Raw genomic sequence first — 25,050 nt, 5'->3', positions numbered from 1 at the left:
CCGCCGGGCCGAACGGCGTCAACGCCGAGGCCGCCGCGGACGAACCCGCGTAGCCGTACATCGCGGCCGCGTCCTGTGCCCACATCTCGGCGTACTGCGCCTCGGTGGCCGCGATCGCCGCGGTGTTCTGACCCAAGAAGTTCGTCGCCAACAGAGACATCAACAGCGCGCGGTTGGCCGCGATCACCGGCGGTGGCACGGTGGCCGCAAACGCCGCCTCATACGCACCGGCCGCGGCTGCGGCTTGGGTCGCGGCCTCCTCGGCCTGCGCGGCGGTGCCGCTCAGCCATCCGACCTGGGAACCGGCCGCGGTCGCCATCGCCGCCGCGGCCGGCCCCTGCCATGGCCCATCGGTCAGGCCCGTGATCAGCGACCGGTAGCCCGACGCCGTCGTGTGCAGCTCGGTGGCCAGCGCTTCCCAGGCGGTCGCGGCATTGAGCATGGGCGTCGAGCCGGGACCCGAGTACATCAGCGCGGAGTTGATCTCCGGCGGTAACTGCGCGAAATCCAGCATGGCTGCCTCTCGCCCTAGCCGACTGCGTTGGTGTTGCCGTCTTCGGTGGCCTCATACGAGCCGGCGCTGACGCCGAGCGTGGCCGCCAGCAGCTCCCGCATTGCAGCGGCCTGAGCACTGACCTCTTGGAAAAGCCTTGCGTGCGAAGCGAACTGCGCCGCGGTCAGCATCGATACCAGGTCCGCCGCGGCGGGAACGACCCCGGTCGTCGGGGCGGCCGCGGCGGCATTTCCCGCCCGCACCAACGCATTCAGCGCATGCATTTCGTCCGCCGCGGCCGCGAGCGCGCCGGGCTGCGTGATCACGATCGACATGTGTGTCCTCCCAAAACTCAATTCGATCAAAGGATTTCGGTCACCAAGGGCGGCACCGAAGCAGCTCAGAGGTTAGGCCCGACCCGGCCGGTCACCGCAACCCCCCTGGACCGTATTCATTGGCGGGTAGGGAACTGTTCACTTAACTGCGGCAATGTGCTGCGAGTTATGGAGATTGCATGAAAGACGTTGCAAACCAATATGATTAGAGTTCGACATGAACTTCGGTCGGATTGCCACGACACGCGGTAGGCTTTGCCGACGATAAATGCGCGGCCGGGCGTAGGGTCCACACATGGTCCGCAAATCGATCGCTTTGGCCGCCGCCGGCTTGACCGTCGCCGCGTTGTCGGCGTGCGACAAGCACACTGCCGCGCCGGCGCCCGGGGCTAACCCGCGTCAGGTGACCGTCGTCGGCTCGGGACAGGTCCAGGGCGTCCCGGACACGTTGACCGCCGATGCCGGCATCGAATTCACCGCACCCGACGTCACCGCCGCGATGAAGCAGACCAACGATCGTCAGCAGGCGGTGATCAACGCCCTCGTCGGCGCCGGCCTGGACCGCAAGGACATCAGCACCACCACGGTCAACCTGGAACCCCAGTACGGCAGCGGAACCGCGACGATCACCGGCTACCGCGCGACCAACTCGATCCGGGTCAAGATCCACCCGACCGACGCCGCGTCACGGCTGCTGGCCCTGATCGTCACCACCGGCGGCGACGCCACCCGGATCAGCTCGGTCAGCTACTCCATCGCCGACGATTCGCAGCTGGTCAAGGACGCCCGTGCGCGGGCATTCGACGACGCCAAGGCCCGCGCCGACCAATACGCCCAGCTGTCCGGCCTTCGACTGGGCCGGGTGCTGTCGATTTCGGAGGTGTCCGGCAGCCAGCCCATGCCAGGCGGGCCACCGGCGCCGCCCCGGAGCACGGCCGCGGTCCCGCTCGAACCCGGCCAGCAGACCGTGAGTTTCTCGGTGACCGCGGTGTGGGAGCTGGACTAAGGGTCTTTCGTCGAGATCGACGGTGGCGCGGAAAAGTTCGAGTGACTTGCAAGCTGGCGTCGAGCTCGCTGTCCGGAATAACCGCTAACTACTGCTCGTAGACCCGGGGATCCAGGGTGCCGATGTAGGACAGGTCCCGGTAGCGCTCGTCGTAATCCAGGCCGTAGCCGACCACGAAGTCGTTGGGAATGTCGAAGCCCACGTAGGCGATCTCGACTTTGGCGCGCATCGCGTCGGGCTTGCGCAGCAGGGTGCACACCCGCAACGAACGGGGATGCCGGCTCTTGAGGTTGCGCAGCAACCACGACAGGGTCAGCCCGGAGTCGACGACGTCCTCGACGATCAGCACGTCGCGATCGTGGATGTCGCGGTCCAGGTCCTTCATGATGCGCACCACGCCCGACGAGGACGTCGAGGAACCGTAGGAGCTGACGGCCATGAATTCGAACTGGGTGGGCACCGGGATCGCGCGGGCCAGGTCGGTGACGAAAATCACCGCGCCCTTGAGCACGGTGATCAGCAACAGATCCTCGCCGGTCTGGGCGGCAAGTTCGCGGTAGTGGTTGCCGATCTCCTCGCCGAGTTCGGCGATGCGCGCCTGAATCTGCTCCGCGGTGAGCAGCACCGACTTGATATCCCCCGGGTACAGCTCCACGGGCTGCGCGGGGGTGACAGCCGGGGAGATCTGGGCCACGCCCACAGAGTGCCACGCCAGCGGCCGAATAACCAATGACCGTCCCCGTTTACACAGGCTCGCGCCACATCGTCAGCACGCCGTCGCGCCGCCCGGCGATCAATCGCTCGCCGCGCAGCGCGGAGCCCACCGCGACCCCACCCTGCCCGCGCCACGCCGTGACGAGCGTGTCGACGCCGCGAATCTGCTTGTCGGTCAAGCCGGTCGCGCCCCCGGCCAGCAGCCAGCCGCGGATCACCCGCCGTCGAACCGGGTCCGGCAGCGCGGCCAGCTCTCCGGCCTCCAGGCCCGCCCCCGCCCGCACCCCGGGCAGCGCCTGCGCGGCCAGCGCATCGATCAGCTCGGTGTCCTCGCGCAACGCGGTCGCGGTGCGCGCCAACGCCTCGGCCACGCCGCCGCCCAGCACGTCCTCGAGCAGGGGCAGCACCTCGAGGCGCAGCCGGGTCCGGGTGAAGCGGCGGTCGGTGTTGTGCGGGTCCTGCCAGGCGGTCAACCCCAGTTCCGCGCACGCGGCGTGGGTCGCGGATCGCCGCACCCCCAGCAGCGGCCGGCACCACGGCGGATCGTGCGGCCTCATGCCGGCGATCGAGCGGCCCCCGGAGCCGCGGCCCAGACCCAGCAGCACCGTCTCCGCCTGATCGTCGAGCGTGTGCGCCAACAGCACCGGGCCGTCGCCGGTGGCGTTCAGTGCCGCATAGCGGGCCGCGCGGGCTGCCGCCTCCGGGCCGCCGTCCTTGCCCACCTCCACGCAAACCACTTGGGCGTCAACACATCCCAGCGCGAGCGCCTGCTGCCGGGCGGTCTCGGCGACAGCGGCCGACCCGGGTTGCAGGCCGTGGTCGACGATCACGGCGGTGGTGGGGCGGAGCGGGGCGGCGACCGCGGTGAGCGCCAGCGAGTCGGGACCGCCGGACAGCGCCACGCGCCACCGATTGCCGGTGGCGAGATAGGTGTTGGCGAAAGCCTCGACAGCCGTGCGCAGCTGCCCTACAGCACCCTGTCGATCCATCGCTGGGGGTCTTCGATCTCGGCGGGCAACGGCAGCGTTTCGGGTCCAGACCAGATGGTGTTGAACCGCTGCATTCCGACCTTCCCCACGACGTGGTCGACGAACGCCTTGCCGCGGGTGTATTGGCTGAGCTTCGCGTCGAGTCCGAGGAGCGCGCGCAGCAGCCGCTGCAGCGGCGGCTGCTTGCGGTGGCGGCGCTCGTCGAATCGGCGGCGGATGGTGGCCACCGACGGCACCACGACCGGCCCGACGGCATCCATCACGTGATCGGCGTGGCCCTCCAGCAGCGTCCCGAGCACCAGCAGCTGGTCCAGGGCCTCGCGCTGCGGCTCGGACTGCACGGCGCGGACCAGACCGAGGATCCCCGAGGAGGTGCCGTCCGACGCCGCAGACCCATCCGCGCCGATGCCGCGGTTGCGGACGAATTCGGCGAGCCGGGTCGCCACCTCCCGCATGTCCTCGCCCGCGTCCTGCGTCAGCAGTCCCAGCGCCTTGGACATGTAGTCGGACAACCACGGGTTGGCGGTGAACTGGACCCGGTGGGTCACCTCGTGCAGGCAGACCCAGAGCCGGAAGTCGGAGGGATCGACGCGAAGCTGGCGCTCGACGGCGATGACGTTCGGATAGACCAGCAGCAGGCTTCCCTGTTTCGCGGCTGCGAACGGGTCGTACTGGCCAAGGATCCCCGACGACACGAACGCGAGCACGGCGCCCGTCTGCGCGCCGGTGATGCGGCCGGTGAAAAACCCGCGCGGCTTGTCGGTTCCGTTGGTCATCACCCGCATCGACTCGGCGGCCGCGCCGATCCACTGCAGGCGGTCGACGATGCGGGCCGGGGGCACCGCCCCATCGGTGATCAGGCCGGTGACTTCGCGCACGGGCGGTTCGGCTTTGGCGGCCGCGCTGGTCAGCTCGTCGATCACCTGGCGGCGGGTGTAGTCACTGGCCGCCGGGCCGGGCCGGGCCAGGCGCTGGCCGACCGTCGCCGCGAACTGCCAGTCGACGGCGGTCCCGAGGGTCAGGCCGGACGAGGCGGTCATGCGCACCCGCAGAACCACAGCTTGGTGGCCAGGGCGTCCATCGCATTGCGGCCGTTCGGGCCCGCGTCGTTGGACAGGAATGCGAAGGTGAGCACCCGCCCGCTGCGGTCGGTCAGCACCCCGACCAGCGAATTGACCGCGGTCAACGAGCCCGTCTTGGCGCGCAGCCAGCCCGCGGGACCGCGGTCGGTGGCGGCGTCGAGGAACCGGTCGCCCAGCGTCCCGCTGCCGCCGGCGATCGGCAGCAGGTCCAGCACCGCCCGCAGCGCCGGCTGGTCCGGGCCCGCGGCCGCCTGCACCACTCCGTCGAGCGTCTTGGCGGTCAGCCGGTCGTCGACCGAAAGCCCGCTGGAATCGACCAGCCTGGCCCCGGCGGTGTCGACGTGCGCGGTGCTCAACCGGTTGGTCACCGCGTCGACGGCCCCGCCGAAGCTCTGCGGCCGGTTGATCGCGGCGGCGACCTCGCGGGCGATGCACTCGGCGAGCACGTTGTCGGAGTGGTCCATCATCTCGGACAGCCGCTGGACCAGCGGCGCGGACTGCACGACGGCCAGCTGCCGCGCGCCGGAGGGCGCCGTGGCGATCGTCACCGCGCCCGGGTCCAGGCCGAGGGCCTTGGCCAGCTCCCGACCGGCGTCCAGCGCCGGCGTTTTGGACCGCCGCGAGTTGACCGTGGTCGGCTGGATGCGGCCGGCGTCGATCATCACCGACTCGATCGGCGCGATGTCGCCGTTGTCGACGTCCGCCGGGTCCCAGCCCTGGGCCATCGTCGGTCCGCTGAACGCGGAGATGTCCACCTGCACCGCGGTCGGGGTGACCCCGCTGCGGCGCACCTGCTCGGCGAGGTCGCTGATGCGCGCCGCGCCGCGGTACCAGGTGTCCACACCCGGCGGCGCGGCCGACAACACCGGATCACCCGCGCCGACCAGCACGACGGGCCCCTGGGCGTTCTGGCTGCCCGCGACCACCCGGGTGCTGATCCGGGCCTGACGGTCCAGCGTCAGCAACGCCGCCGCCGCGGTCAGGACCTTGTTGGTCGATGCCGGCACCAGCGGCAGGTCGTCGGCCACCCGCCAGAGTTCCTTGCCGGTGATGGCGTCGGTGATCCGGCCACCCAGCCGGCCCAGGTTGGGATCGGCGGCCGTCGGCGCCAGCGCGGCGGCCACCCCGGCGGGGCTGGGCGTCTCGGCGGTGTCGGCGACCGGGACCATGCCCGGCTTGACCGTCGGCGGGCGCGGCGGCGGCACCGGCACATGCGCGGCGCCGGCCCCGTGACCCCCCATGGTGAAAAACGTTGCCGCAGCCACCACCGCGGCGACGAACGCCAGCACGGCCAATCCGATGAACACCTGGGTGGATTTCCGCCAGCGAGTAGGACCCATCACTCTCCTGACTGTTTGAACCCATTCTGCCGAATCGGCCGCGATGCCCTCGACTAGGGTGATGCCCGACCCAACCGACCGACCCAGGTCCACCCCTCGTGAAGGAGCCCGCGCGGTGCAATTCGACGTCACCATCGAAATCCCGAAAGGTCAACGCAACAAGTACGAGGTCGACCACGAGACGGGCCGGGTGCGGCTGGACCGCTACCTCTACACCTCGATGGCCTACCCCACCGACTACGGCTTCATCGAGGACACCCTCGGCGAGGACGGCGACCCGCTGGACGCGCTGGTGCTGCTGCCGCAATCCGTGTTCCCCGGCGTGATCGTGGAGGCGCGCCCGGTGGCAATGTTCCGGATGGTCGACGAGGCCGGCGGCGACGACAAGGTGTTGTGTGTGCCGGCCGGCGACAGCCGGTGGGATCAGATCCAGGACATCGGGGATGTGCCGCCCTTCGAGCTCGACGTCATCAAGCACTTCTTCTCCCAATACAAGGCCCTAGAGCCGGGCAAGTACGTGAAGACCGCCGACTGGGTTGACCGCGCCGAAGCCGAGGCCGAAGTGCAGCGTTCGATCGAGCGGTTCAAGGCACAACCGCACCGACGCGGCTAACGCTCTGGGCGTAACCGCTGCGCGCCACCCGGTGGCATCCTGGCGATGTGACCCCGATGTGGCATTTCGCCTCCAACTTCTGGTGGCTGATCTTCCCGCTGGGCGGCTCGATCGGCGCCGGCGTGCGGGCGGTAGTCGCCGCCAACGAGCGTCGGGCCGACCGGCGGCTGGAGCGCTACCGGCTGAAGCAGCAGGCCAAGCTCGCGGCGGCCGAGGCGGCCGGGCGAAACCGGGACAACAGGGAAGGCTCGCGCCGGGAGCTCACCAAAATCATTGCGGCGCATGACCGTACCGACGCGCGGTGGTTCGATTACGAACTCGACCTCGCCAAGTTGCTGGACTTCCCGATGATGACGGACATGCGCGCCCCGCTGACCATCGCGTTTCACAAGGCGAAGCGGCGCGCGGACCTGCTGCGCCCCGAACGGGCCGCGGACGTGGAGAACCTCGCCGGCGATCGCGCCGCCCAGGTGGAGTACCGCGACGCCGTCCACGAGTACATCAGCGCGTTCGAGATCGCCGAGGCCGAGGCGATTCGCCGGCGCCGCAGCGACTTCTCCGAGGACGACCAGCAGCGGCTGGCGCGCGCGCAGCACCTGCTGCACCTGGCGCAGGACGAGGCGGCGACGCGCGAGGAACGACAGAGCGCCTACCTGCGGGCCACCAAGGAACTTGACGGGCTGATCGTGCTGCCGGCGCCGGCACGGGCCGCCATCGAATCGCGGATCGCGGGCCAGATCGAGGCTTAGCCCGACGACGCTGCGGCCTTGCGCCGATTGCGCAACACGCTCCAGCCCAGGGCCGCCCCGATGAAGACCACGCCGACCGAGGCCGTGACCGCCTCGGGCACCTGCCACCGCGGCTCGATGGAGACCAGCATGATCACGGACAGCGCGCCGATCGCCCAGTGCGCGCCATGCTCGAGGTATACGTAACGGTCCAGCGCGTCCTGCTGGACCAGGTAGATGGTGATCGACCGGACGAACATCGAGCCCACCAGCCCGAGACCCAGCGCGATGACGATCGGGTCGGAGGTGATCGCGAAGGCGCCGGTGACCCCGTCGAAGGAGAAGGCGGCGTCGAGCACCTCAAGGTAGATGAACAGCGTCAGCCCGGCCTTGCCGACCGCGCTGCCGGCCGGCTTGCCGTCGGCCACCGTGTCGAGGTCCTGGGGCCGAAACGCCCGGCTCAAACCGTTGACGACCAGATACGAGATCAGTCCCAGCACCCCGGCGGTCAGCACCGTCGCGCGCTCGTCGTCGGAGTGCGTCAGCTCCGTCGACACCAGGACCAGCGCGACGCCGGCCACCACCACCGACACCTGACCGAGCCGTCCGATGCGGGCGAAGGGAATCTCAATCCACTTGAGCCACTTGATGTCTCGGTCGTGGAACACGAAATCCAGAAACAGCATCAACAGGAAGGTCCCACCGAACGCCGCGATCTGTGGGTGGGCGGCGGCGATCAGCTTCTCGTAGCTGGGCGAGCCGTCCGGGAATTCCAGCGCGCCATGCGGCGGCGGGTTGAGCGCCAACTCGAATGCGCGGACCGGTTCGAGGCCGGCGGTGGCCCAGACGATGAGCAGCGGAAAAAACAACCGCATGCCGAAGACGGCGATGAGGATGCCCAGCGTCAGGAACATCTGCCGCCAAAACGGGCTCATCCGCTTGAGGATCGCGGCGTTGATGATCGCGTTGTCGAACGACAGGGATATCTCCAGAACGGCCAGCACCAGCAGCAGAAAGAGGGCATTCGGCCCGCCGTGCAGATATCCGATCGCGAGGGCCGCGGCGGTGACCAACAGCGAGATCCCGAAGATGCGGAACGCGGCCATGGATCCTTCCCAACAGCCGCCCACAATAGCGACGACCTCGCCGGCGCGGGCCACCGACGCCGGCGCACTTACTATTTTCAAATTGTGGCGATGCCCGAAGCCGGCGGTACCCAAGCCTCCACCGGGGCCGGCCCGGTCGCGCGCGGCAGCGTGGCCCGGGTCGCCACCGCCACCGCGCTCACCGCGCTGTGCGGGTACGCGGTGATTTATCTGGCCGCCCGCGACCTGGCGCCGCGCGGCTTTTCGATCTTCGGAGTGTTCTGGGGCGCGTTCGGGCTGGTCACCGGGGCCGCGTTCGGCCTGCTGCAGGAAACCACCCGCGAGGTCCGATCGGAGCGCTACCTGCACGACATCGGGGCGGCGCCGGTCGGCCGCACCCATCCGCTGCGGCTTGCCGCGATGATCGGCGTGACCGCGGCCGTCGTGATCGCCGGCAGCTCGCCGCTGTGGAGCGGGCGGGTGTTCGTCGAGGAGCGCTGGCTGTCGGTGGCGCTGCTTTCCGTCGGGCTGGCCGGGTTCTGCCTGCACGCCACCCTGCTGGGCATGCTGGCCGGCACCAACCATTGGACGTCGTACGGGGCGCTGATGGTGACCGACGCGGTCATCCGGGTGACGGTCGCCGCGGCCACCTTCGTCCTTGGATGGGGGCTGGCCGGATTCCTGTGGGCGACGGTGGCGGGCGCGACGGCCTGGCTGATCATCATCGCGGCGTCGCCCACGGCCCGCGCCGCGGCCCGGCTGCTGACGCCCGGCAGCACCTCGACCTTCCTGCGCGGCGCCGCGCATTCCATCACCGCGGCCGGCGCCAGCGCAATCCTGGTGATGGGATTCCCGGTGCTGCTGAAGCTGACCAGCGCCGAGTTGGGCGCCCAGGGCGGCGTCATCATCCTGGCCGTGACGCTGACCCGCGCGCCGCTGCTGGTCCCGCTGACCGCCATGCAAGGCAACCTCATCGCGCACTTCGTCGACGAGCGCAGCGACCGGCTTCGGGCGCTGCTCGCGCCGGCCGCGATCATCGGCGGCGTCGGCGCGGTCGGAGTGCTGGCGGCCGGTGTCATCGGGCCCTGGCTGCTGCGGGTCGCGTTCGGGGCCCAGTACCAGGCCAGCAGCGCGCTCCTGGCGTGGCTGACGGCGGCGGCCGTGGCGATCGCGATCCTGACGCTGACCGGTGCCGCGACGGTCGCCGCGGCGCTGCACCGGGCCTACGCGCTCGGCTGGGTCGGCGCGACCGTGGCGTCGGGGCTATTGCTGATGCTGCCGCTGGCACTGCAGACGCGCACCGTGGTCGGCCTGCTGTGCGGACCGATGGTCGGAATCGGCGTGCATCTGGCGGCCCTCGCGCGCGCCGGACGCTTAACCGGCTGATCCTGGCTACCCTGGTGCACTTAGATGGCTACTGAATCCCAAGGCGTCTGGATCGTCATTCCCGCATTCAACGAAGCCGCAGTGATCGGCGACGTGATCGCCGACGTCCGCTCGGCCTTCGACCACGTCGTGTGCGTGGACGACGGCAGCAGCGACGGCACCGGCGAGATCGCCCGGCGGGCCGGGGCGCACCTGGTGCGTCATCCGGTCAACCTGGGCCAGGGCGCGGCCATCCAAACCGGCATCGAGTACGCGCGCCGCCAGCCCGGGGCGCAGGTGTTCGCCACGTTCGACGCCGACGGCCAGCACCGCGTCAAAGACGTGGCCGCGATGGTCGAACGGCTCGGGGTGGGGGACGTCGACGTCGTCATCGGGACCCGGTTCGGCGCCCAGGAGGGCAGCCGGCCACCGCTTTTCAAGCGGATCGTGCTGCGGACCGCCGCGCGGCTGAGCCGGCGCGGTCGCCGACTTGGCTTGACCGACACCAACAATGGGCTGCGGGTGTTCAACAAGAAAGTCGCCGACGGGCTGGACATCACCATGAGCGGCATGAGCCACGCCAACGAGTTCGTCATGCTGATCGCCGAAAACCATTGGCGCGTGGCCGAACAGCCGGTCGAGGTGCTCTACACCGAATACTCGAAGTCGAAGGGGCAGCCCCTGCTCAACGGCGTCAACATCATCTTCGACGGGTTTCTGCGAGGGAGGATTCCGAGATGAACTGGATCCAGGTGCTGCTGATCGGGGCGATCATCGCGCTGCTGGTCTATCTGTTGCGGTCGCGCCGCAGCTCGCGGTCCAAAGCGTGGGTCAAGGTCGGATACGTGCTGTTCGTGTTCGGCGGCATCTACGCCGTGTTGCGGCCCGACGACACGACGGTGGTCGCGCACTGGTTCGGCGTGCGCCGCGGCACCGACCTGATGCTCTACGCGCTGATCATCGCGTTCAGCTTCACCACCCTGAGCACCTACATGCGGTTCAAGGACCTGGAGTTGCGCTACGCGCGACTGGCCCGGGCGGTGGCGCTGGAGGGCGCGCAGGAGCCCGAACCGTCGTCGAACGTGTAACCGCGGCCGTGCGTGTGCAGTGAGGGCTTTGCGGGTGAACCCGCGGCGGGATCTCGGCAAAATCCCCGCCCTGGGCTCACACCGAAAGCCCTGACTGCACAATCAAAGAGCCGACCGCCCAGCGGCTAGCTGCCCTCGTCCACCAAGCCGCCGAGCGTGTAATCACGGCGAACAACATCGCAGAACTTCGCCCTGCGTTCACGCCCGGCGCAGAGTCAAAGAGTGTGGGCCTTGCGGAAGTACTCCACAGTGCGACGCACGCCGTCGTCCAGCTGCACCTGCGGGCGCCAGCCCAAAACCCTTTCGGCCAAACCGATGTCGAGGCACGACCGCCTCAGATCGCCCAAGCGGTCCGGATGGAACTCCGGGTCGTCGGGCCCGCCGACGGCGGCGGCCACCGCCGAATGCAGTTGGCGGTCCGAGGTTTCGATGCCGGTGCCGACGTTGAACCGCTGCCCGCCGCCCGCGGGACCGGCGGCCTTGACGAACGCGTCGACCACGTCGTCGACGTACACGTAGTCGCGGGTTTTACCGCCGTCGCCGAAGACCTTGGTGGGCTTGCCGGCCAGCAGCGCCTGGGCGAAGATCGCCACCACGCCGGCCTCCCCGTGCGGGTCCTGCCGCGGTCCGTACACATTGGCGGGCGCGATGTGCGAGCAGTCCAGCCCGTACAGATTGCGAAACGTGTTCAGGTAGATTTCGCCGGCCACCTTTCCGGCGGCATATGGCGAAGAAGGATCGGTGGGCACCGACTCGGGGGTCGGGTACACCGGCGGGGTGCCGTAGATGGATCCCCCCGACGAGGTGTGCACGATTTTTCGCACACCGGTCTGGCGCGCCGCCTCGGCCAGGCGGATGGTGCCGATGACGTTGACCGACGCGTCGAACTGGGGGTTGGCCACCGAGTGCCGCACGTCGATCTGGGCGGCCAGGTGAAACACCACCTCCGGCCGGTGCTCGTCGAGGATCGCGTGCAGGTCGGCCGTCACGATGTCCGCCTCGACGAAGACGTGCGCCGGGTTGTCGGCCAGGTGCTCGAGGTTGGTCGCGCGGCCGGTGGCGAAATTGTCCAGCCCCACTACCGTGTGGCCGTCGGCAAGCAGACGGTCGACTAGCGTCGACCCGATGAATCCGGCTCCCCCGGTGACCAGTGCGCGCACCGGCCCACCATACAAGCGGGCCGCGCGCACGACCCGCGTGCCTCGAGTCGCCCTGGCCGCGGCCGCGCTGATCGCCGCGCAGCTGGGGATCCGCGCGGTGCTCGCCTTTCGCGGCTATTTCTACTGGGACGACCTGATTCTCATCGGCAAGGCCGGCACGCAGGGCCTGCTGTCGCCGTCCTACCTGTTCGACGACCACGACGGCCACGTGATGCCGGCCGCGTTCCTGGTCGCCGGCGCGCTCATCCGGTTGGCGCCGCTGGACTGGACCGGCCCGGCGATCAGTCTGCTGGTGCTGTCGCTGCTGGCCTCGCTGGCGCTGCTGCGGGCGCTGTACGTCATCCTCGGCTGGCGGTGGGTGCTGCTGTTGCCGTTGACATTCGCGCTGTTCACACCGCTGGCCGTGCCGGGGTTCGCCTGGTGGGCCGCGGCGCTGAACTCGCTGCCCATGCTGGCGGCGCTGGCCTGGGTGTGCGCCGACGCGATCCTGCTGGTCCGCACCGGCAACCGGCGTTACGCGCTGACCGGTGTGCTGGCCTACCTCGGCGGACTGCTGTTCTTCGAGAAGGCCGCCGTGATTCCGTTCGTCGCCTTCGCGGTGGCCGCGCTGCTCTGCCACGTGCGGGGTGACGGGCCGGCGGTCCGCACGGTGTGGCGCGCGGGCCGGCGGCTGTGGGTCGCGTCGCTGGCCCTGACCGCCGCGTGGATTGCGCTGTACCTGGCCGTGGTCAACCAGAAGCGGTGGAGTTCCGACCTGTCGATGACCGGCGACCTGCTGTGGCGCTCGATCACCCACGGCGTGGTGCCGGGGCTGGCCGGCGGGCCGTGGCACTGGGACCGCTGGGCCCCGGCCTCGCCGTGGGCCACTCCCCCGCCCCTGGCGATGGCGCTCGGCTGGCTGGTGCTGGCCTTGGCCGTCGCCGCGTCGCTGTTCCGCAAGCAACGCATTTGGCCGGTGTGGCTGACCGCGGCGGGCTACACCGCCGCCTGTCAGGTGCCGATCTATCTGATGCGGTCGTCGAAGCAAACCGCGCTGGAACTCGCCCAGACCCTGCGCTACCTGCCGGATCTGGTCGTGGTGTTGGCGCTGCTGGCCGCCGTCGCGTTATGCGCGCCCAACCGGCCGGCCGCCGCGCGATGGCTGGACGCCTCACCGAAACGCGCCGCGGCGACGGCGTTTTTGGCGGCGGCGTTCGTGGCCAGCAGCCTGTACTCGACGGCCACCTTCCTGACCAGCTGGCGCGACAACCCGGCCCAGCCCTACCTGCAGAACGCGCGGGCCGCGCTCGCCGCCGCGCGCGCGTCCTCGGACGCGCCGCTGCTGGACCAGGAGGTCGACCCGCTGGTGTTGCAGCGGGTGGCCGCCCCGGAGAACCTGGCCAGCCACATGTTCGCCCTGCTGCGTGACCGGCCCGAATTCGCCTCGGCGACAAGCCAATTGCGCATGTTCGACAGCTCGGGCCGGCTGATCAAGGCGCGGGTCAGCTGGATCCGCACCATCGTCCCGGGACCCATGCCGCAGTGCGGGTACTTCGCCCAGCCGGACAAGCCGGCGCGGCTGATGCTCGACGGGCCGCTGCTGCCCGCCGATTGGACCGTCGAACTGAATTACCTTGCCAACAGCGAGGGTTCGATGAACCTGTCGCTCTCCGAGGGGCCCGCAGTCAAGGTGCCGGTGCATCCGGGTTTGAACCGCGTGTTTGTCCGGCTGCCGGGCGCCGGAAACGCGATCACTGTCCGCGCCAACACCACCGCGCTGTCGTTGTGCCTGGCGTCGGGTCCGGTGGGTTTCGTCGCGCCGGCCTGATCCGGCTTGACCCCAGCACGCGCCGAGCGTGACGCTAGCGTCACGTTCGCCCTCGAGCGTGACGCCAGCGTGACATTCGGCGCCCGAGAGGCACCGAAATTGCCCCGCTCACTTAGGGATTGGCCCGCTCGGAGTTAACGGCCTGGGAGCGAAGCCCTGCGACGACCCGCGGGAATGGAGGCGGCACCGCGTCCCGTGGGTCGTGCTCGATGTGGGCCCATTGGTGGGGCGCGAAATACCACGACCACCTGCCCTTGGTGTAACCGATCTTGAGAACCGCGCCCTCGGTGTCGAAATGTAGTTCGTCTCCGTAGGTGTTCTCGCTGCCATCGGCCCACACAACCTTGAATGTCATAGGAGCACGCTACGAAGGCTCACGGCGATCCGCTCGCCCGCGCGGGGAGCGGCGACGGGTTTTAAGGTTCGTTAAGCGGCTTGTTTCGGATGCGCTACCGCCCTTTCAGAATCAGGCCATTAGTGCAACGATTCCCGGATGGGTGAACGCGATGCCGCCCAGGCCGTGGCATTGGTCCGGGCCTTATGCGAGCTGATCGACGAAATGACCCGCCAGCTTGCTTGGCTAGAACACCGGGGTTGCCGGCCCGAAGCAGACGCCCTGCGACGGGACATCAACGAAGCACAGGGCCACATCAACCAGTTACAACGCCGGTACCTGGGCGATGGGGAGCAAGCGCCCGCGCGGCGGCTTGCGCAACGGGCTCGCTGAACCGGTCCGAGATCGCGCGCCGAGTGAGGCGAATACCGGAGCCACCTAGGAGAATCGAACTCCTGACCTGCTCATTACGAGTGAGCCGCTCTACCGACTGAGCTAAGGTGGCGTGCCCTGCGGGCGGCACGAGTCTACGGCAGGCGGGCTGACCCACCCAAGTCGCCGGAGGTCAATCCCGCAGTTCCTGGCCGAACGTGGCGACCATCGCGTCCACCGCGAACTTGGGTTTGACGTTGATCGCCAGCGCCTCGCGGCATTCCAGCACCGCCTCGATGCAGCGCAGCAGCTTCTCGGGCGAGGCGTGTGCGCCCAGGGCAGCCACCCGATCGGCCATGTCGGGGTGGTTCGCCTTAACGCCGCCGGCATTCGCCGACACCACCAACGCATCCCGAAAGTAGGTGGCGAGGTCGATCAGCGCCCGGTCCAGGGCATCGCGCGACGCCCGCGTCTGGCGCGACTTCTGCCGTCGCTCAAGGTCCCTGATCGCGCCCGTGGCACCCCGCAGCGCGCCCGCGGTGCCCTTGCCCGTGCCGCCGGCGCCGAGCGCCGTCCGCAACTCCTCGGTCTCGGCCTCGGCGCGGTCCGCCGTCAGCACCACGGCCTCGGCCTCGGCTGCCGCCACCAGTTCCTCGGCGGCGGCGTAGGCGCGCGACGGGGTTGCCGCGTCGCGCACCAGGCCGAGCGCCCGCTCCCGTCGCTGCCGCGCCTCGGAATCGGTGGCGAGCCGGCGCGCCCGCCCCACATGCCCGCCGCTGACCGAGGCGGCCCAGTTGGCCGTCTCTTCGTCCAGGCCATCGCTGTCGACGAGCACCCGCGCGATCGCCTCGGTCGGCGGGGTCACCAGCGCGACGTGGCGGCACCGGGAGCGCAGCGTGACCGCGATGTCCTCGGGGTCCACCGACGGCGCGCACAACAGGAACACCGTCGACGGCGGGGGCTCCTCGACCACCTTCAGCAGCGCGTTCGCGGCGCCCTCGGTCAACCGGTCGGCGTCCTCGATCACCACGATCTGCCGGTGCCCGGTCGTCGGGCGCCGCGACGCGATCTGCACGATCGCGCGCATCTCGTCGACGCCGATGGACAGGCCCTCGGGAATCACCCGCCGCACGTCGGCGTGGGTGCCGGCCATGGTCGTCGTGCAGCCCCGGCAGCGCCCGCACCCGGGGCCGCCGTCCTCGGCGGACGCCGTGCACTGCAGCGCGGCCGCGAAGCACAGCGCGGCCACCGAGCGGCCGGAACCCGGCGGGCCGGTGATGAGCCACGCATGTGTCATAGTCCCGTCGGCCGGATCGCTGTGAGCCGGATCACCGCGGGCCGCGCGGGCCGCCGCGAGCAGCGTGGCCACCACAGCCTCCTGGCCTACCAGCCGCGTAAACACCCCGGACATCACCGGCAACAGTAGTGACACCGACCGACCGATACCGATCGGCCACCGGATCGGGATGAATCCGTGACATTTCCGGTCGTTTCGGCAGGTACGGCGACTTGCCGAGATTCTTATTGTTTTCCGCCAAGTCCGCCCTGCCCGATACGGTGGATTGGTGGCAACCGAGGCAGCACTGCCCGGGCGAATCAGCGCGTTCGCCCGGTGGGTGGTGCGCACGCCGTGGCCACTGTTCGCGCTGAGCATGTTGCAGGCCGACATCATCGGCGGGCTGTTCGTGCTGGGCTTCCTTCGCTACGGCCTGCCGCCCCAGGACCGCATCCAGCTGCAGGACCTGCCGCCGGTCAACTTGGCCGTCTTCGTCAGCGTCGTGATCTTCCTTTTCCTCGCCGGGATCGTGTTCAACCTGCGGCTGATGCTGCCGGTGTTCCGCTGGCAACGCCGCGACAACCTGCTGGCCGAGGCCGACCCGGCCGCCACCGAGCTGGCCCGCAGCCGCGCGTTGCGGATGCCGTTCTACCGCACGATCACCAGCATGGTCGCCTGGTGCATTGGCGGCGTGGTCTTCATCATCGCGAGCTGGTCGGTGGCCAAGTACACCGCGCCCGTCGTCGCGGTCGCCACGGCGCTGGGCGCCGCCGCGACGGCGATCATCGGGTACCTGCAGTCCGAGCGGGTGCTGCGGCCGGTCGCGGTCGCGGCCCTGCGCAGCGGCGTGCCGGAGAACGTCAAGGCGCCCGGCGTGATCCTGCGCCAGATGCTGAGCTGGATGCTGTCCACCGCGGTGCCGCTGCTGGCGATCGTGCTGGCGGTGGTGGCAGACAAGGCCTCGCTGCTGCACGCGACGCCCGAGAAGCTGTTCAACCCGATCCTGTTGCTGGCGTTGGCGGCGCTGGGCATCGGGCTGGTCAGCACGCTGCTGGTGGCCATGTCGATCGCCGACCCACTGCGCCAGCTGCGCTGGGCGTTGTCTGAGGTGCAGCGCGGAAACTACAACGCGCACATGCAGATCTACGACGCCAGCGAGCTGGGCCTGCTGCAGGCCGGCTTCAACGACATGGTGCGTGACCTGTCCGAGCGGCAGCGGCTGCGCGACCTGTTCGGCCGCTACGTCGGCGAGGACGTGGCCCGCCGGGCTTTGGAGCGCGGCACCGAATTGGGCGGCCAGGAGCGCGACGTCGCAGTGCTCTTCGTGGACCTGGTGGGCTCCACCCAGCTGGCCGCCACCCGGCCGCCCGCGGAGGTCGTCCACCTGCTCAACGAGTTCTTCCGGGTGGTGGTCGACACCGTCGGCAAGCACGGCGGGTTCGTCAACAAGTTCCAGGGCGACGCGGCGCTGGCCATCTTCGGGGCGCCCATCGAACACCCCGACTCCTCCGGCGGCGCGCTCGCCGCCGCCCGCGAGCTGCACGACGAACTCCTCCCGGTGATCGGTTACGCCGAGTTCGGCATCGGGGTGTCGGCGGGACGGGCCATCGCCGGCCACATCGGCGCGCAGGCCCGCTTCGAGTACACGGTGATCGGCGACCCGGTCAACGAGGCCGCGCGGCTCACCGAGCTGGCCAAGCTGGAGGCCGGGCACGTGCTCGCGTCGGCGATCGCGGTCAGCGGCGCGTTGGACGCCGAAGCGTTGTGCTGGGACGTGGGCGAGGTCGTCGAGTTGCGCGGCCGCGCCGCACCGACCCAGCTGGCCCGGCCGGTGAAGCTGGCCACCCCGGAAGACGTTGTGGAAGAAGAGGTCTCGAGCGACGTGCGCGGTTAGCGCTTGGTCGCCCGCTTCGCCGGGGCCTTGCGGGTGGATTTCTTCGCGGGCCGCTTGGCCGGGCCGCGGGCCCGCCGGTCGGCCAGCAGCTCCGCGGCGCGCTCGTCGGTGATCGACAGCACGTCGTCGCCCTTGCGCAGGCTGGCGTTGGTCTCGCCGTCGGTGACGTACGGCCCGAAGCGGCCGTCCTTGATCACCATCGGCTTGCCCGACGCCGGGTCGGTGCCCAGCTCGCGCAGCGGCGGCGCCGAAGCGCCTTGCCTGCCACGGCGTTTGGGCTCGGCGTAGATCTTCAACGCCTCCTCGAGCGTGATGTCGAAGATCTGGTCCTCGGTCGCCAGCGAGCGAGAGTCGTTGCCCCGCTTAAGGTATGGGCCGTAGCGCCCATTCTGTGCGGTGATCGGCTCACCGGATTCGGGGTCGGTGCCGACCACCCGGGGCAGCGACAGCAGCTTCAACGCGTCCTCGAGGGTGACCGTTTGCAGGTCCATGCTGCGCAGCAGCGAGCCGGTGCGGGGTTTCGGGCCGGTGGGTTTCTTGCCCTTCTTCGCCGGGGCACCCCCCTCGTCCTCGTCGGGCTGCGGGGGCAGGACCTCGGTCACATACGGCCCGTACCGGCCGTCCTTGGCGACGATCTCGTGACCGGTTTCCGGATCGATCCCCAGGACGCGGCCCTCCTGCGGCGTGGCGAAGAGCTCCTCGGCCACCTCCAGCGTCAGCTCGTCGGGGGTCAGCGAGTCGTTGAGGTTGGCCCGCTGCGGGGTGGGCTCGCCGTCCTCGCCTGTCACGATGCGTTCGAGGTAGGGGCCGTTCTTGCCCACCCGGACATAGACGGGCCGGCCCTCCGCGTCGTCAAACACCTTGATGGAGTTGACCTCTCGCGCGTCGATGCCCTCCAGGTTGACGCCGACGAGCTTCTTCAGGCCACCGGAGCGGGCTATCGACTCCGGCACGCCGTGATCACCGCCGAAGTAGAAGTTGTTGAGCCAGGTGGTGCGCTGCTCGTTGCCCGACGCGATCGCGTCGAGCTCGTCTTCCATCGCCGCGGTGAACCCGTAGTCGACCAGCCGGCCGAAGTGCTGCTCCAGCAGACCGGTGACGGCGAACGCGACCCACGACGGCACCAGGGCGCTGCCCTTCTTGTACACGTAGCCGCGGTCCTGAATGGTCTTGATGATCGAGGAGTACGTCGACGGCCGGCCGATGCCCAGCTCCTCGAGCGCCTTGACCAGCGAGGCCTCGGTGTAGCGCGCGGGCGGGTTGGTGGCGTGGCCGTCGGGGGTGAGCTCGAGGGCCTCCAGCCGCTGCCCCTCGGTCAGGCGGGGCAGCCGGCGCTCCGCGTCGTCGGCCTCGCCGCCGGCCAGCTCGTCGACCGTTTCCACGTAGGCCTTGAGGAAGCCGGCGAACGTGATGGTGCGCCCGGTCGCGGAGAAAATCACGTCACGTTCTCCGGACCTGCCGCCGATCCGCAGGCTCAGCGTGGTGCCGCGCGCGTCGGACATCTGCGAGGCCACCGTGCGCTGCCAGATCAGCTCGTAGAGCCGGAACTCGTCGCCGTCGAGCTCGCGCCGCACCGCGTCGGGGGTCGCGAAGGTCTCCCCGGCGGGCCGGATCGCCTCGTGCGCCTCCTGGGCGTTCTTCACCTTGCGGGTGTACTGGCGCGGCGACGGCGAGACGTACTCCTCGCCGTAGAGCTGGCGCGCCTGGTTGCGCGCCGCGTTGATCGCCGACTGCGACAGTGTCGTCGAGTCGGTGCGCATATAAGTGATGTAGCCGTTCTCGTAGAGGCGCTGCGCGATGCTCATCGTGCGCTCGGAGGAGAACCGCAACTTGCGGCCGGCCTCCTGCTGCAGCGTCGAGGTCATGAACGGCGCGTACGGGCGCCGCGTGTAGGGCTTCTCCTCGACCGAGGTCACCGACAGCTGCGCCCCCCGCAACCCGGTGGCCAGCTCCGTCGCGGCGGCCTCGTCCAGGACCACGACCTCATCGGCCTTGCGCAGCTGGCCCAGCGAGTCGAAGTCGCGGCCGGTGGCCACACGCAGGCCGTCCACGCCGGACAGCCGCGCGGTGAAGGTGGGCGGCTGGGCCTGTGGGTCGGACACGCTGGCGTCCAGCTGGGCAACGATGTCCCAGTACGACGCGCTGCGGAACGCCATGCGGTCGCGCTCGCGCTGCACGATGATGCGGGTGGCCACCGACTGCACGCGGCCGGCCGACAGCTTGGGAGCGACCTTCTTCCACAGCACCGGGCTGACCTCGTAGCCGTACAGCCGGTCCAGGATGCGGCGCGTCTCCTGGGCGTCGACCAGATCGATGTCCAGGTCGCGGGGGTTTTCGGCGGCCTCCAAGATCGCCGGTTCGGTGATCTCGTGGAAGACCATCCGTTTGACCGGGATGTTCGGCTTGAGGGTTTCCAGCAGGTGCCAGGCGATGGCCTCGCCCTCCCGGTCACCATCCGTGGCCAGATAGAGTTCGTCGACGTCCTTGAGCAGGCCCTTCAGCTCGCTGACCGTGCTCTTCTTCTCCGGGCTGATGATGTAGAGCGGCTCGAAGTCGGCGTCGACGTTGACTCCGAGCCTGGCCCACGGCTCGGACTTGAACTTGGCCGGCACGTCGGCGGCCGCGCGGGGCAGGTCGCGGATGTGGCCTCGGGAGGATTCGACGATGTAGCTGGAACCCAGGTAGCCGGCCAGTTTGCGTGCCTTCGTCGGCGACTCGACGATGACGAGTCGCCTCCGGATCCCATTTCCGCCGCTGACGCGGTCCTTTAGCTTCGGGTCAGCCAACTGCGCTTACGCTCCATCTCTTATCTCGGCCCCCCTTGCGAGACCGCCCTGCAGGAAGAATGACAGGCCAACGTCCGAAATTCCGGTGAAATCAGGCACGCCAGCGTTCCTTCGCTTGCAGGGCACCTGACAATTTCGCACCCTCGGGCGGGACTGCGCAAACCGGCCTGCCCAAAAACGGGTCCTAAAGCGCGGCTAGACCCGCGGCCACAACGGCAACGCCTCGGCGGTGTCCGGCGGTTCCCCCACGTTCTCTACCAGGCGCGATAGCCGCCGACGGCCGCTGATCCGCAGCGCCGGCCGGCCGCCGCGGGTGCCGATCAGGGTGGGCGCGATCCCGACGCGCATCAGCGCCGACGCCAGCGGGGAATGAGTGTCGGGCGCGTGCGGATCCAGCCCGAGCAGATAGTGCTCGCCCTCCGGGTTTCCGGCCGCCAGCGTCCAGGCCCGCAGCTCCCGCGGCCCGGGCAGCCACCGCGGGGGCACCGTCTTGACCGCGCCGCGGGTCCATTCGGCGGCCAGCGTGACCAACGCGGGGGTCACGGCCGTCCGCACCAGGGGGGTGTCCTCGTCGGTGCGGCCGATCTCGGGCGCCAGGCCCGCCTCGCGGATCATGTCGGCCAGCCCACCGGCCCGCCACGGCTGGTCCACGACGACCGAGAGCCGCGCGCCCTGCACCTCGCTCTTGGACGGGGCGCAGACCACGACAATCTGACCGGAGCACGCCAGCACCCCCGAGAGATCGGCGACCGCGGGCGGCACCGACTCCGCTGTGAAGAAGGAAAGCTGGCTCACGCCAACGACAGTAGGCCAGGTCGGCCGTCCACGCCTTCAGGCGCTCTAAACGGAAAGCGAAAACCCCCCGGCGAGTTCCGCTGGGCGGAGTTGCGCGGGGGGTTTCCTCGGAGAAGCTGCTCGTCTCAGACGGAGCGGACTCCGGTGGCCTGGGGGCCCTTAGGGCTGTGGCCGATCTCGAACTCGACCTTCTGGTTTTCTTCAAGGGTGCGGAAGCCCGAACCCTGGATCTCCGTGTAGTGGACAAAAACATCTGCGGAACCGTCTTCGGGCGCAATGAACCCGAAGCCCTTCTCCGCGTTGAACCACTTCACAGTTCCCTGTGGCATCTCTCGATCTTTCCTTTTCTTATGGGTGCGGGGCACCGCCTTTCGATGCCCCGGGCCAGCTGCGACCGCCATGCCTCGCGTAGTCGCCGGAACTTCACCCGACCGATTAACCTCGCAGGAACCGCGGTCGCAACGTTGTTCCTGCGAAAGTTTTACACGAACACAGAAGCTGCGACCGCAATCAGTCAACCATGTTCATCGCGTCCGCGACAGACTTGCGTCTCAGACGGATCCTTAGTCGGAGTCCCAGTCGGATCCTTGGAGGGTGCCACGTGGCGAGTTTCGGCGCCGACCTGCTGGCCGTCGCACTCGCCGGAACGGCGGCGGGTGAGCGTCCGCTGCGCCACGTCGCCGAGCTGCCCGCGCGCACCGGCCGGCCGCACGGCTGGCCGGAGTGGGCCGAGCCCGACGTCGTGCTCGCGTTCGCCGAGCGGGGCGTCGAGGCGCCCTGGTCACACCAGTTCCAGGCCGCCGAACTGGCCCACGCCGGACGCCACGTGGTGATCAGCACCGGCACCGCGTCGGGCAAGTCGTTGGCCTATCAGCTTCCCGTCCTAAACGCGCTGGCGACCGACCCGCGGGCACGGGTGCTCTACCTGTCGCCGACCAAGGCGCTGGGCCACGACCAGTTGCGCACCGCGCACGCGCTGACCGCGGCCGTTCCCCGGTTGCGTGACGTCGCGCCCACCGCCTACGACGGCGACAGCCCCGCCGAGGTGCGACGCTTCGCGCGCGAACGCTCGCGATGGCTGTTTTCCAACCCGGACATGATCCATCTGTCGATTTTGCGCAACCATGCCCGCTGGGCCGTGCTGTTGCGTGGCCTCCGCTTCGTGATCGTCGACGAATGTCATTACTACCGCGGGGTTTTCGGCTCGAATGTGGCGATGGTCCTGCGCCGGCTGCTGCGGCTGTGCGAGCGCTACTCCGCTAACCCGACCGTCGTGTTCGCCAGCGCGACCACCGATTCGCCGGGCGCGACGGCCGCCGAGCTCATCGGCCGCCCGGTCGCGGAGGTCACCGAGGACGGCTCGCCGCAGGGCGCGCGGACCGTGGCGTTGTGGGAGCCCGCGTTGCGGGCCGACCTGACCGGCGAGAACGGTGCGCCGGTGCGCCGGTCCGCCGGCGCCGAGGCGGCGCGGGTGATGGCCGACCTGATCGCCGAGGGAGCGCAGACGCTGACGTTCGTCCGATCGCGCCGCGCCGCGGAATTGACCGCGCTGGGCGCACGGGCGCGGCTCGAGGACGTCGCCCCGGACCTGTCGTCGAAGGTGGCGTCGTATCGGGCCGGCTATCTCGCCGAGGATCGCACCGCGCTGGAGCGCGCCCTGGCCGAGGGGCGGCTGCGCGGACTGGCCACCACGAACGCGCTGGAGCTCGGCGTCGACATCGCCGGACTGGACGCGGTGGTGCTCGCCGGATTTCCGGGGACGGTCGCCTCGTTCTGGCAGCAGGCCGGGCGGTCGGGCCGACGGGGCCAGGGCGCGCTGGTCGTGCTGATCGCCCGCGATGACCCGCTGGACACCTACCTGGTCCACCACCCGGCCGCGCTGCTGGACAAGCCGGTCGAGCGGGTCGTCATCGATCCCGCCAACCCCTACATCCTGGGGCCCCAACTCCTTTGCGCCGCAACCGAAATGCCGTTGGACGAAACCGAGATCCGGGATTTCGGCGCCATCGAGGTGGCCCAGGGCCTGATCGACGACGGCCTGCTGCGGCGGCGCAACGCAAAGTACTTCCCCGCCGCCGGGATACAACCACACGGGGCGGTGGACATCCGCGGCTCGGCCGGCGGCCAGATCGTCATCGTCGAGGCCGACACCGGGCGGTTGCTGGGCAGCACCGGCGTGGATCGGGCCCCGGCCACGGTGCATCCCGGGGCGGTGTACCTGCATCAAGGCGAGACCTACGTCGTCGACTCCCTGGACACCGAGGACGGGATCGCCTTCGTGCACGCCGAGGATCCCGGGTATGCGACGTTCGCTCGCGAACTCACCGACATCGTGGTCACCGGCAGCGGCGAGCGGTCAACCTTCGGGCCCGTCACCCTGGGTTTGGTGCCGGTCCGGGTCACCCATCGGGTGGTGGGCTACCTGCGTCGCCGGTTGTCCGGGGAGGTGATCGACTTCATCGAGCTCGACATGCCCGAGCACGTGCTGCCCACCACGTCCGCCATGTACACGATCGCGCCGGATGCCTTGCTGCGCAACGGCATTGATGCCCCTCGCGTCCCCGGGTCGCTGCACGCCGCCGAGCACGCGGCGATCGGCCTGCTGCCGCTGGTCGCCAGCTGCGACCGCGGTGACATCGGCGGCCTGTCCACCGCGATCGGTCCCGACGGGCTGCCCACCGTCTTCGTCTACGACGGCTACCCGGGCGGGGCGGGATTCGCCGAGCGCGGCTTTCGCCGGGCCCGCACCTGGCTAAGCGCCACGGCCGCCGCGATCGAGGCGTGCGAATGCCCGAGCGGATGCCCGTCGTGCGTGCAGTCCCCCAAATGCGGAAATGGCAACGACCCACTGGACAAGACCGGTGCGGTACTTGTGCTGCGGCTGGTGCTGGCCGAATTGGGTGGCTTCGATTAATGCTCTCGGGTCAAACAAAAATGTATTCATAATTGGCTCCGCCATAGCGAAACCCTGACTGCAATTCATCGAGCGGCCGCATCGCGCCTTCCGACGCAAGGGTCGCGGGGCACCCGGATGGAGCCGCGTACGCAGGCCCCCTGACTAGCGGCGTCCGCTTGTGCGTCCCCACCGGCGCCTCCTGGCGAACGTTTTTCGTCACGAATCCGCCAAATGCCTGACGCGGTCGGATCGCCCGAATGGGGTCGATCAAAAGGGCGCCGAAGGATCTTTATAACGATTAATCCGAAACGCCTGAAGAGTCTTGATCCCGAAAACTCGACATGTTTAGCTTTCTAGCGTTTTATCGCGCGCGTCGAAATCGAAGCCGCCCGGGATGCCGGGGCCTTGTCGGAGGTGTCGGATGTCGTTTGTGAACGCGGTACCGGAATTCGTGGCGGCGGCGGCAACGGACCTGGCCGGGATCGGCTCGCGGCTCAACGCGGCGAATGTGACTGCGGCACTGCCGACTACGGCATTGCTGCCCGCCGCCGAGGACGAGGTGTCCGCGGCGATCGCGGTGCTGCTTTCCGGACATGCCGAGGTCTATCAGGCGATCAGCGCGCAGACGGCGGCGTTTCACGAGCAATTCGTGCGCGCCCTGACCGGTAGCGCCGCCCAGTACGCCCTCACCGAGGCCGCCAACGCCTCGCCCTTGCAGGCGGTGGAGCAGCAGCTGCTCAACGCGATCAACGCGCCGTTTCAGACCTTCACCGGGCGCCCGCTGATCGGCAACGGCGCCAACGGGACCCCGGGCACCGGGGCGCCGGGCGCACCCGGCGGATGGTTGCTGGGCGACGGCGGCGCCGGCGGTTCCGGCGGGCCCGGCACGGGC

At 69.5% G+C, this 25,050-nt stretch carries 24 protein-coding genes and 1 tRNA gene; 11 read left to right on the top strand and 14 right to left on the bottom strand.

Annotation, left to right across the window (positions count from 1 at the left end):
• Positions 1–514: PPE family protein (locus N415_RS29200; RefSeq protein ID WP_152531638.1), on the bottom strand; the 514-nt coding region annotated here is incomplete at its 3' end.
• A 14-nt stretch (positions 515–528) separates the two neighbouring features.
• The gene (locus N415_RS29195; protein WP_068189428.1) at positions 529–828 is read right to left on the bottom strand and encodes a PE family protein; all 300 of its coding nucleotides are present in this window, start codon (positions 826–828) and stop codon (positions 529–531) included.
• A gap of 295 nt (positions 829–1,123) precedes the next feature.
• Here N415_RS29195 and N415_RS29190 point away from each other — a divergent pair, with 295 nt between their 5' ends.
• Positions 1,124–1,834: an SIMPL domain-containing protein gene (locus tag N415_RS29190; RefSeq protein ID WP_068189425.1), complete on the top strand. Its 711-nt coding sequence runs from the start codon at positions 1,124–1,126 to the stop codon at positions 1,832–1,834.
• 88 nt (positions 1,835–1,922) lie between these two features.
• On the opposite strand, the gene hpt is transcribed toward N415_RS29190, so the two are convergent.
• From hpt to dacB, 4 genes are read right to left on the bottom strand one after another with little or no spacing between them, the layout of a single operon-like run.
• On the bottom strand, positions 1,923–2,534 hold the full coding sequence (gene hpt, locus N415_RS29185; protein ID WP_068189422.1) for a hypoxanthine phosphoribosyltransferase: 612 nt from the start codon (positions 2,532–2,534) through the stop codon (positions 1,923–1,925).
• A 43-nt stretch (positions 2,535–2,577) separates the two neighbouring features.
• Entirely contained in the window at positions 2,578–3,537 is a 960-nt protein-coding gene (gene tilS, locus N415_RS29180; RefSeq protein ID WP_068189419.1) for a tRNA lysidine(34) synthetase TilS, read from the bottom strand.
• Positions 3,516–4,577, bottom strand: a complete 1,062-nt coding sequence (locus N415_RS29175; RefSeq protein WP_068189441.1) for a zinc-dependent metalloprotease — start codon at positions 4,575–4,577, stop codon at positions 3,516–3,518. The genes tilS and N415_RS29175 overlap by 22 nt, the downstream gene beginning before the upstream one ends.
• Positions 4,574–5,959: a D-alanyl-D-alanine carboxypeptidase/D-alanyl-D-alanine-endopeptidase gene (gene dacB, locus N415_RS29170; protein ID WP_152531637.1), complete on the bottom strand. Its 1,386-nt coding sequence runs from the start codon at positions 5,957–5,959 to the stop codon at positions 4,574–4,576. Before dacB ends, N415_RS29175 begins: the two co-directional genes overlap by 4 nt.
• Before the next feature lie 115 nt (positions 5,960–6,074).
• Here dacB and N415_RS29165 point away from each other — a divergent pair, with 115 nt between their 5' ends.
• Positions 6,075–6,572: an inorganic diphosphatase gene (locus tag N415_RS29165; RefSeq protein WP_068108544.1), complete on the top strand. Its 498-nt coding sequence runs from the start codon at positions 6,075–6,077 to the stop codon at positions 6,570–6,572.
• A gap of 56 nt (positions 6,573–6,628) precedes the next feature.
• Positions 6,629–7,321 (top strand): hypothetical protein, encoded by a 693-nt coding sequence (locus N415_RS29160; protein ID WP_068189439.1) that lies wholly within the window; start codon positions 6,629–6,631, stop codon positions 7,319–7,321.
• Here the strand turns inward: N415_RS29160 and N415_RS29155 are convergent.
• Positions 7,318–8,406, bottom strand: coding sequence for a DUF475 domain-containing protein (locus tag N415_RS29155; protein WP_068189415.1), 1,089 nt, complete (start codon positions 8,404–8,406; stop codon positions 7,318–7,320). The two genes, N415_RS29160 and N415_RS29155, sit on opposite strands and share 4 nt — an antisense overlap.
• A gap of 90 nt (positions 8,407–8,496) precedes the next feature.
• Between N415_RS29155 and N415_RS29150 the strand changes: the two genes are divergently transcribed.
• From N415_RS29150 to N415_RS29140, 3 genes are read left to right on the top strand one after another with little or no spacing between them, the layout of a single operon-like run.
• Positions 8,497–9,771: a hypothetical protein gene (locus tag N415_RS29150; RefSeq protein WP_068189409.1), complete on the top strand. Its 1,275-nt coding sequence runs from the start codon at positions 8,497–8,499 to the stop codon at positions 9,769–9,771.
• A 24-nt stretch (positions 9,772–9,795) separates the two neighbouring features.
• Positions 9,796–10,491: a glycosyltransferase family 2 protein gene (locus tag N415_RS29145; RefSeq protein ID WP_068189407.1), complete on the top strand. Its 696-nt coding sequence runs from the start codon at positions 9,796–9,798 to the stop codon at positions 10,489–10,491.
• Complete coding sequence (locus tag N415_RS29140; protein WP_068108560.1) at positions 10,488–10,838, top strand: DUF2304 domain-containing protein; 351 nt, start codon at positions 10,488–10,490, stop codon at positions 10,836–10,838. Before N415_RS29145 ends, N415_RS29140 begins: the two co-directional genes overlap by 4 nt.
• A 215-nt stretch (positions 10,839–11,053) precedes the next feature.
• On the opposite strand, the gene N415_RS29135 is transcribed toward N415_RS29140, so the two are convergent.
• Positions 11,054–11,998, bottom strand: coding sequence for an NAD-dependent epimerase/dehydratase family protein (locus N415_RS29135; protein WP_068189404.1), 945 nt, complete (start codon positions 11,996–11,998; stop codon positions 11,054–11,056).
• Between N415_RS29135 and N415_RS29130 the strand changes: the two genes are divergently transcribed.
• Entirely contained in the window at positions 11,964–13,805 is a 1,842-nt protein-coding gene (locus N415_RS29130; protein ID WP_239645734.1) for a hypothetical protein, read from the top strand. The two genes, N415_RS29135 and N415_RS29130, sit on opposite strands and share 35 nt — an antisense overlap.
• A 112-nt stretch (positions 13,806–13,917) precedes the next feature.
• Here N415_RS29130 and N415_RS29125 read toward each other — a convergent pair whose 3' ends face one another.
• A complete protein-coding gene (locus tag N415_RS29125; RefSeq protein ID WP_068189400.1) occupies positions 13,918–14,160 on the bottom strand; it encodes a hypothetical protein in 243 nt (80 codons plus the stop codon).
• 138 nt (positions 14,161–14,298) lie between these two features.
• Between N415_RS29125 and N415_RS31780 the strand changes: the two genes are divergently transcribed.
• Positions 14,299–14,532 carry a hypothetical protein gene (locus N415_RS31780; protein ID WP_152531636.1) on the top strand — a complete coding sequence of 78 codons (234 nt, stop codon included), beginning with the start codon at positions 14,299–14,301 and terminating at the stop codon, positions 14,530–14,532.
• Between the two features lie 39 nt (positions 14,533–14,571).
• Here the strand turns inward: N415_RS31780 and N415_RS29120 are convergent.
• Together N415_RS29120 and N415_RS29115 are read right to left on the bottom strand one after the other, a co-directional pair.
• Positions 14,572–14,644: transfer RNA gene (locus tag N415_RS29120), tRNA-Thr, on the bottom strand.
• Between the two features lie 60 nt (positions 14,645–14,704).
• Positions 14,705–15,922: a DNA polymerase III subunit delta' gene (locus tag N415_RS29115; protein ID WP_068189397.1), complete on the bottom strand. Its 1,218-nt coding sequence runs from the start codon at positions 15,920–15,922 to the stop codon at positions 14,705–14,707.
• A 106-nt stretch (positions 15,923–16,028) separates the two neighbouring features.
• Between N415_RS29115 and N415_RS29110 the strand changes: the two genes are divergently transcribed.
• A complete protein-coding gene (locus N415_RS29110; RefSeq protein WP_142282353.1) occupies positions 16,029–17,681 on the top strand; it encodes an adenylate/guanylate cyclase domain-containing protein in 1,653 nt (550 codons plus the stop codon).
• Here the strand turns inward: N415_RS29110 and topA are convergent.
• The 3 genes from topA to cspA all read right to left on the bottom strand — a co-directional run bounded on the left by topA (position 17,678) and on the right by cspA (position 21,591).
• Positions 17,678–20,467: a type I DNA topoisomerase gene (topA, locus tag N415_RS29105; protein ID WP_068189394.1), complete on the bottom strand. Its 2,790-nt coding sequence runs from the start codon at positions 20,465–20,467 to the stop codon at positions 17,678–17,680. The two genes, N415_RS29110 and topA, sit on opposite strands and share 4 nt — an antisense overlap.
• Positions 20,468–20,662: 195 nt before the next feature.
• Positions 20,663–21,262 (bottom strand): hypothetical protein, encoded by a 600-nt coding sequence (locus N415_RS29100; protein WP_068189391.1) that lies wholly within the window; start codon positions 21,260–21,262, stop codon positions 20,663–20,665.
• A gap of 125 nt (positions 21,263–21,387) precedes the next feature.
• Positions 21,388–21,591 carry a cold shock protein CspA gene (gene cspA, locus N415_RS29095; protein WP_007166602.1) on the bottom strand — a complete coding sequence of 68 codons (204 nt, stop codon included), beginning with the start codon at positions 21,589–21,591 and terminating at the stop codon, positions 21,388–21,390.
• Between the two features lie 272 nt (positions 21,592–21,863).
• Between cspA and N415_RS29090 the strand changes: the two genes are divergently transcribed.
• On the top strand, positions 21,864–24,176 hold the full coding sequence (locus tag N415_RS29090) for a DEAD/DEAH box helicase (protein WP_068189389.1): 2,313 nt from the start codon (positions 21,864–21,866) through the stop codon (positions 24,174–24,176).
• Positions 24,177–24,579: 403 nt separating this feature from the next.
• Positions 24,580–25,050 (top strand): PE family protein (locus tag N415_RS29085; RefSeq protein WP_081665597.1); only part of this gene is annotated, 471 nt, incomplete at its 3' end.

It is taken from the genome of Mycobacterium sp. UM_CSW (genome assembly GCF_000455205.1).
GTDB lineage: Bacteria > Actinomycetota > Actinomycetes > Mycobacteriales > Mycobacteriaceae > Mycobacterium.
Note: the sequence above shows the minus strand (reverse complement) of the source record. Positions and strands in the feature narration are given on the sequence as shown.